Raw genomic sequence first — 8,375 nt, forward strand, 5'->3', positions numbered from 1 at the left:
GGGCCCCGGCCCGCCTTCCGGAGGGCCGCCATCACACCTCAGCCGCGCCGCCGAGGCCCCGCACCCGCACCGGACGGCCCGGTGCGGGCCCGGCGTCGCCGTCCCGCTCCACCACGACACTCCCCCCGCTCCACCGTGTCGTGAACCGCTCCAGCTCCGCTTCCGCCCACCCGTCACCGGCGTCGGCGACCACGAGGCCGCCGCCCGTGCCGCCCTGGGCGGGCGCCCACGCCTCCAGCTCCAGACCCCCTTCACACCCCCGCACCGGCAGCACCGTGCCCGCGCGCGCGAACACCGGAATGCGCGCCAACGGAGCCTCCACGAGCACCGTCCCCGGCCCCTCGTACGCCATACCGGTCGCCGTGTCGTACCAGCGCCCCCTCGGCAGCCTGACCGCCCTGCACGCCGCACCGCTCTCCAGCACCGGCGCCACCAGCAACGAGTCCCCGAGCAGAAACGCGTCCTCACAGTCCCGCAACGCCCGGTCCTCGGGAGAGCCCCACCACAGGGGCCGCACATACGGAGCACCCGTACGCCGCGCGAGATGGGCCAGCGTCACGAAGTACGGCAGCAGGCGCCGGCGTTCGACCAGCACCTCGCGCGCGTGCCCGAGCACCTCGTCGCCGAACTCCCACGGCTCGCGCCGCCCCGCCGTGATCGCCGCGTGCGTACGGAAGAGCGGGAGATAAGCCCCCAGCTGGAACCACCGCAGATACAGCTCCGGCGACGGACTGCCGTCGAACCCGCCCACATCCGGACCCGAATACGGCACACCGCACAGCCCGAGCCCAAGGACCAGCGACAGTGACGCCCGCAACCCCGGCCAGCCCGTGGACACATCGCCGGACCACGTCCCTCCGTAGCGCTGCATCCCCGCCCACCCGGAACGCGAGAACAAGAAGGGGCGCTCTTCGGGATGCAGCCTGCGCAGCGCCTCGTACCCGGCGCGCGCCATCGCCAGTCCGTACACGTTGTGGGCCTCGCGATGGTCACCGCCGCGCCCCTCCATGGAGTGCCGTGCCGACCGCGGCAGCGTCGCCTCCCCGAACGCGGCGAACGACACCGGCTCGTTCATGTCGTGCCAGAACCCCGAGAACCCCTGCTCGAGCCGCTCCTCGTAGAGCGTGCCCCACCACTCCCGCGCGCGCGGGTCGGTGAAATCCGGGTATACCGCCTCTCCAGGCCATACGACACCGCGCACCGGGCGCCCCGCGGCATCCCGCACGAACGCGTCGGCCGCCGTCCCGCTGTCGTACACCTCGACGCCCGGTTCGCACTTCACCGCGGGGTCGACGATCGAGACCAGCCGGATCCCGCTCCTGCCCAACTCGTCCGCGAACTGCGGCAGTTTCGGGAAACGCTCCTTGTCGACGGTGAACACCTGGTGCGCGTCGTAGTGGTCGATGTCCAGATGGACGGCGTCCAACGGCAGCCCGCGTCCCTGATAGCCCGCCACGACCCGGCGCACCTCCTGCTCGCTGCCGAAGCCCCATCGCGCGTGATGGTGCCCGAGCGCCCACGACGGCGGCAGCGCCGGCGGACCGGTGAGCGACGCCCAGGAGTGCAGCACGCGCGCGGGAGTACCGACCATCGTCCAGGACCGCAGCGGACCGCCGCTCATCCGCACCTCGCACACACCAGCCCGGTCGTGACCGGAACCGGCACCCTCCACGCCCTCGTGCACCGACACCTCGCCCTCCCACGAGTTGTCGTGGAAGACCAGGTGCGTGCCGGCGTCGGCCACGACCATCTGCACCGGCATCGTGATGTACAGAGGATCGTCGCCCGGCCCGAAGGAACCGCCCGGATCGGTGTTCCACAGCCGGTACGTCCCGTTCCGCAACCGCGGGCCGCCGGACCGCCCGCCCAGGCCGAAGAACCGTGCGTCCGCCGCCACCTCGGACCGCTGCAGCCAGCGCCCCGCGCCCCCCTCGGCAGGCTCCCACCAGCGCGGCGGCAGATCCCGCCGCAACATCACACCGCCCGGCGTGCGCAGCTCGACCGCCCCGTGCCGCGAGACGACGACCGTCGCCCGCTCCGACACGACCCGCCAGCCACCCTCCTTGTCGGGCTCCAGGACGGCCCGCGGATCCGGCTCGGGGCTCCGGCACGACAGCGCGTACGACGGGTCGGGCTCCGCCCCGTCCCAGCCCAGGAAGACCGCCCCGCCGGACGTCACCCGCACCCGCAGCTCCGAGCGCGCGAAACGCACCACACCACCACCGGGCGCCGGCTCCATCCCCGTCACAGCACCCGGCACCCGGGCCCGTTCCGTGCCCCGGGGCGCCAGCCCCTTCGAGTCCGCCCGCCACCTGCGCCAGGAGGAGCGCACCGTGCGCAATCCCTGCGCCGTGCCGACCATGCCGACCGCCTTCACCGAACGCACCAGGTCATGACCGTTCATGCTGCTCACCCTGTCACCGAAGAAGCCATGTGTGTGCCGCGTTCAACTGCCGTTCACCTGGGGCGACGACACATACCCGCGGGGTCGGCTGTGTGGGGAACACCCTGGTGCGGAAGTCGATCACGTGGCATCGTCCCTTTCAGCCGTGTTCACGCGCACACCCAGCACGTGCGCACTCCACGCATACGACGCGTACAGTCCGGGAGCCGCCCCATGACGTCCTCAGCGAACCCTGCGCCGCTCTGGCAGCCGAGCCCGGAGAGGATCGCCGCCGCGCAGGTCACCCGCTTCCAGGCCTGGGCGGCCGAGCACTACGGAGCCCCCGCCGACGGGGGCTACGAAGCGCTGCACCGCTGGTCGGTGACCGAGCTCGAGACGTTCTGGAAGGCCGTCACCGACTGGTTCGACGTCCGCTTCACCACGCCCTACGCGCGCGTGCTGGGCGACCGCTCCATGCCGGGCGCCCAGTGGTTCCCCGGAGCGACCCTCAACTACGCCGAGCACGCACTGCGAGCCGCCGACGACCCCGCGCGCGCGGGCACCCCCGCCCTCCTCCACGTGGATGAGAGCCACGACCCGCAGTCCGTCACCTGGGCCGAGCTGCGCCGCCAGGTCGGCTCCCTGACCGCGGAGCTGCGCGACCTCGGCGTACGCCCCGGAGACCGCGTCAGTGGCTACCTGCCGAACATCCCCCAGGCCGTCGTCGCCCTCCTTGCCAGCGCCGCCGTCGGCGCCGTCTGGACCTCCTGCGCCCCCGACTTTGGTGCTCGCAGCGTCCTGGACCGCTTCCAGCAGGTCGAACCGGTCGTCCTGTTCACCGTCGACGGCTACCGCTACGGAGGCAAGCAGCACGACCGCCGCGAGACCGTCGCCGAGCTCCGCGCCGAACTGCCCAGCCTCCGCGCCGTCGTCCACATCCCGCTGCTCGGCACGGACGCACCCGAAGGCGCCCTGGAATGGTCGGCCCTCACTTCGGCGGACGTGGCCCCCACCTTCGAAGCGGTGCCGTTCGACCACCCCCTGTGGGTGCTCTACTCCTCCGGCACCACCGGCCTGCCCAAGGCGATCGTCCAGTCCCAGGGCGGCATCCTCGTCGAACACCTCAAGCAACTCGGCCTGCACTGCGACCTCGGCCCCGACGACCGCTTCTTCTGGTACACCTCGACCGGCTGGATGATGTGGAACTTCCTCGTCTCCGGCCTCCTGACGGGCACCACGATCGTCCTGTACGACGGCAGCCCCGGCCACCCCGACACCGGCGCCCAGTGGCGCATCGCCGAGCGCACCGGAGCCACCCTCTTCGGCACTTCCGCCGCGTACGTGATGGCCTGCCGCAAGGCGGACGTCCACCCCGCCCGTGACTTCGACCTCTCCCGCGTCGCGTGCGTCGCCACGACCGGGTCCCCGCTGCCTCCCGACGGCTTCCGCTGGCTGCACGACGAATTCGCCGACACCCCGGGCGGCCTGTGGACGGCATCGGTCAGCGGCGGCACGGACGTCTGCTCCTGCTTCGCCGGAGCCGTGCCCACCCTCCCCGTCCACATCGGCGAACTCCAGGCTCCTTGCCTGGGCACGGACCTGCAGTCCTGGGACCCCCAGGGCAAACCGCTCATCGACGAGGTCGGCGAACTGGTCGTCACCAACCCCATGCCGTCCATGCCCATCCACTTCTGGAACGACCCGGACGGCACCCGCTACCACGACAGCTACTTCGACACCTACCCCGGCGTCTGGCGGCACGGCGACTGGATCACCCTCACCTCACGGGGCTCGGTCGTCATCCACGGCCGCTCCGACTCCACCCTCAACCGCCAGGGCGTACGCATGGGTTCGGCCGACATCTACGAAGCCGTCGAACGGCTCCCGGAGATCCGCGAGACCCTCGTCATCGGCGTCGAACAGCCCGACGGCGGCTACTGGATGCCGCTCTTCGTCCATCTCGCCGACGGCGCCGCCCTCGACGACACCCTGCGCGACTGCATCAAGCGGACGATCCGCGAGCAGCTCTCGCCGCGCCACGTCCCCGACGAGGTCATCGAGGTCCCCGGCATCCCGCACACCCTCACGGGCAAGCGCATCGAGGTCCCCGTCAAGCGCCTCCTGCAGGGCACACCTCTGGACAAAGCAGTCAACCCGGGCTCTGTCGACCGCATCGAACTCCTCGACTTCTACGCGGACCTGGCCCGCAAACGCGCCTGAGCGTCAGGCCTTTCCCCAGCTCAGCGGCGATTGTCAGTGCCCCTCGTTACTGTGAGTGAGCATTGATCGACCGAATGCAGGGGGAAGCATGACGCACGCTCGGCAGGACACCATGCGACGCGCACTGCGCCGCGAAGTCGCCGGAACCATCGGCCTGCTGGCCGACGAGGAGGACTTCGCGGCCATGCGCCGCTACCGCACCTTCACCTTCGACGACCACGAGACCTACCTCCAACAGGTCGAGGGCCTCCTCAGGACCCTCGCGTCCCAGGGCAGGCACACCACCGTCGCCCTCTTCGACCCCGAGGACTACGCACAGTTCTGCGCGGAGAGCGGCCTGAACCCCGACACCCCGGCCAGCCGCACCCGCTTCACCGCGGAACTGGCCTCGGACGGCCCCTCCATTCCGTACGAGGGCCAGCCACTCACCGATCTCGTCCCCGACCTCGTCGACGAAGCGGTCCGCCAAGCCACCTGGGAGTACGCGACGGTGGTGCTCGCCCGCACGGGTCCCTGCGCGACCTGCGGCGAGGACATCGGACGAGCGGCCTTCGCCCGCGCCTCCGAACTGATCACCAGGGCCCTCGACACGTCGGGCCCGGGCACCCGGCATCTCGTGTGCAGCGTGCCCTCCGACCCCGAGACACTCCTCGCCGCACTGCATGTCGAGATCGCCGCCGACGGCCGGGCCCTGCTCGACGACACCGAAGCCCTGGAGTTCGCCACGGTCCTGGCCGTCGGCATCGCCACCCACCGCGCGGCCGGCATGGTGCTGCGCTCCAGCGCCGAAGGCGCACGCGACCGTGTCCAGGGCTGGCGCATGAACGGCGGACGGCTCCAGCCCCTCACCGCGGCCGAGGTCTTCGACGCCTACTGCACCGACGCCCTCTCGGGAGAGCTCGTCTCCCCGGAATCCGGCGTCGACTACTGCGCGGCACCCGACCTCGAGGAAGGCGATCCCGAAGGGGGCCACACCCACTGAACGCCGAGGGGCGCCCCACCGACTTGGTGGGGCGCCCCTCGAAAGAGCCGAGCGGTCGGTTACTCGCCCGAAAGCACCGCCTGCGCGGCCTTGCGGGCCTCTTCGGCACTGTCCGCGGCACGCGCGGCCGACGCGGCACGCTCGCACTGCGCCAGCGTGTACTTGCCGAGCGTCGCCCGCACGTAAGGAATGGACGCCGCACCCATCGACAGAGAGGTGACACCGAGACCGGTCAGCACACACGCGAGCAGCGGGTCGGAAGCCGCCTCGCCACACACGCCACAGCTCTTGCCCTCGGCCCTCGCCGCCTCGGCGGACAGCGAGACCAGGTCGAGCAGCGCGGGCTGCCACGGGTCCTGCAGCCGGGACACAGCGCCCACCTGCCGGTCGGCGGCGAAGGCGTACTGCGCGAGGTCATTGGTGCCCAGCGACAGGAACTCGACCTCCTGCAGGATCGAGCGCGCCCGCAGCGCGGCCGACGGAATCTCGACCATCGCACCGAACTTCGCCTGCAGCCCCGCCTCACGGCACGCGTCCGCGAACGCCTTGGCGTCGGCGCGGTCCGCCACCATCGGGGCCATGACCTCGAGGTAGACGGGCAGCCCCTCGGCGGCCTTGGCCAGCGCGGTCAGCTGCGTGCGCAGCACGTCGGGGTGGTCGAGCAGCGACCGCAGCCCGCGCACGCCCAGCGCCGGGTTCGGCTCGTCGGCCGGCGTCAGGAAGTCCAGCGGCTTGTCCGCACCGGCATCCAGCACACGCACGACGACACGGCCCTCGGGGAAGGCCTCCAGCACCGTGCGGTACGCGTCGACCTGCTTCTCCTCGGACGGCGCCTTCGTGCTGTCGTCCAGGAAGAGGAACTCGGTACGGAACAGACCGACACCCTCGGCCCCCGCCTCGACGGCGGCCGGCACGTCGGCGGGACCGCCGACATTGGCGAGCAGCGGCACCTTGTGCCCGTCGGACGTGGCGCCGGGCCCGGTCGCGGCGGCCAGCGCGGCCTTGCGCTCGGCGGCGGCAGCCTCGAGCTGCTCCTTCTTCTCGGCGCTCGGGTCCACGAAGATCTCACCGGTGCTGCCGTCCACGGCCACGACGGTGCCCTCGACGAGCTCACCCGCTCCCGGCAGCGCGACGACGGCCGGCACTCCGAGCGCCCGCGCGAGAATCGCGCTGTGACTGGTGGGCCCGCCCTCCTCGGTGACGAAGCCGAGGACGAGAGCCGGGTCGAGCAGCGCGGTGTCCGCGGGCGCGAGGTCACGCGCGATCAGCACGTACGGCTCGTCGCTGTCCGGGACGCCCGGCATCGGCACGCCCAGCAGCCGCGCGACGATGCGGTTCCGCACGTCGTCGAGGTCCGCCACCCGGCCGGCCATGTACTCACCGGCACCGGCCAGCAGTTCGCGGTAGTGGGAGAAGGCGTCGTAGACGGCGCGCTCGGCCGTGCTGCCGACGGTGATGCGCCGGTCGACGTCGGACATGAGCTCCGGGTCCTGAGCGATCATGGCCTGCGCTTCGAGCACCGCCTGGGCCTCGCCACCGGCCAGCTGACCGCGGGCGTTCAGGTCGGCCGCCACAGCTTCCACGGCCTGGCGAGCACGCCCCTGTTCGCGCTCGGCCTCCTCCGCGGGAATCTGCTTGGCCGGCGGCTCGAGAACCGCCGTACCCATGTGCCGAACCTCGCCGATCGCCACACCGTGGCTCACACCGACGCCTCGCAGCGTTGTCTCCATCTCACCGTCTCCGGTTGTGCGGCGGGCCCAGCCGCCGCGGTGGTTGTCGTACCTGCCGTCAGCGACGGCGATGACGTCACTTCCAGCTGAAGAGTGCGTCGCCGGCCTTTACTTCGCCGTCCTCGACGAGCTCGGAGAGGGACTCCGCCGTGGCCTCGAGCGCCACGATCGGGCACACCGGGGACTTGCCGGCGGCCTCGACGGCGGCCGGGTCCCAGCGCACGACGGCCTGGCCGCGCTGCACGGTGTCGCCCTTGTTGACGAGGAGCTCGAAGCCCTCACCATTGAGCTGCACGGTGTCGATGCCGAGGTGCGTCAGTACGCCATGACCCTGATCATCGACCACCACGAACGCGTGGGGGTGGAGAGAGACGACGATGCCGTCCACGGGAGAGACGGCCTCGGAAGGCTCGCGCACGGGATCGATAGCCGTGCCAGGCCCGACCATCGCACCCGAGAACACGGGATCAGGTACAGCAGAGAGCCCGATGGCGCGTCCTGCAAGCGGGGACGAAACACTGGTCATGGCATGCCTCCCAGGGGGTGGAGAATCACAGCCGCCGCCACTACCTGTCATGGACGACGCACTGTTCAGAAGGGTAAGTCATAAGAAGTCCCGGTTCCGCATGAGAGGTCCCGGTTGGCGGACGTAGAGGAGGTGCACAAACGATTTGCGCCTGCTCGATGCCCGATGTAGAGTCGGACTCCTGCCTGAGGCCGTGGGGCGCGGTAAGCGCCCGGTCCCGGCGGCAACCTTCACGTCAGATCCTATCTCTGAGTCCGTTCCCGCATGTCTGCGGTGGACGTGGTCAGAGAGTCGAATAAGACCTGATAAAGTCGGAACCGCCGGAAAGGGAAACGCGAAAGCCGAAAGGCCGGAGCGGGAACCGGAAAGGCACCGAGGGAGTCGGACACGAAAGAGTCTGATAGAGTCGGAAACGCAAGAACGAAGAACAAAAAGAAACACCGAAGGGAAGCGCCCGGAGGAAAACCCCAGACACTGTTCTGCGGGTGAGTACAAAGGAAGCGTCCGTTCCTTGAGAACTCAACAGCGTGCCAA

The 8,375-nt window shown here is 70.7% G+C and carries 5 protein-coding genes; 2 read left to right on the forward strand and 3 right to left on the reverse strand.

Features of this window, described 5'->3' with window-relative positions; genetic code table 11:
- Positions 1-31 precede the first annotated feature (31 nt).
- Positions 32-2,404 (reverse strand): glycoside hydrolase family 31 protein, encoded by a 2,373-nt coding sequence (locus tag ACFVYL_RS34805; protein WP_389723258.1) that lies wholly within the window; start codon positions 2,402-2,404, stop codon positions 32-34.
- A 213-nt stretch (positions 2,405-2,617) separates the two neighbouring features.
- Here ACFVYL_RS34805 and ACFVYL_RS34810 point away from each other — a divergent pair, with 213 nt between their 5' ends.
- Complete coding sequence (locus ACFVYL_RS34810; protein WP_389723261.1) at positions 2,618-4,603, forward strand: acetoacetate--CoA ligase; 1,986 nt, start codon at positions 2,618-2,620, stop codon at positions 4,601-4,603.
- An 88-nt stretch (positions 4,604-4,691) separates the two neighbouring features.
- Complete coding sequence (locus tag ACFVYL_RS34815) at positions 4,692-5,585, forward strand: hypothetical protein (protein ID WP_389723263.1); 894 nt, start codon at positions 4,692-4,694, stop codon at positions 5,583-5,585.
- A gap of 59 nt (positions 5,586-5,644) precedes the next feature.
- On the opposite strand, the gene ptsP is transcribed toward ACFVYL_RS34815, so the two are convergent.
- Positions 5,645-7,315 (reverse strand): phosphoenolpyruvate--protein phosphotransferase, encoded by a 1,671-nt coding sequence (gene ptsP, locus ACFVYL_RS34820; protein ID WP_389723266.1) that lies wholly within the window; start codon positions 7,313-7,315, stop codon positions 5,645-5,647.
- Positions 7,316-7,391: 76 nt separating this feature from the next.
- Positions 7,392-7,841, reverse strand: a complete 450-nt coding sequence (locus ACFVYL_RS34825) for a PTS glucose transporter subunit IIA (RefSeq protein WP_389723269.1) — start codon at positions 7,839-7,841, stop codon at positions 7,392-7,394.
- Between the last annotated feature and the right edge of the window lie 534 nt (positions 7,842-8,375).

Source organism: Streptomyces sp. NPDC058308, assembly GCF_042880275.1.
In the GTDB taxonomy this organism is placed as follows: Bacteria; Actinomycetota; Actinomycetes; order Streptomycetales; family Streptomycetaceae; genus Streptomyces.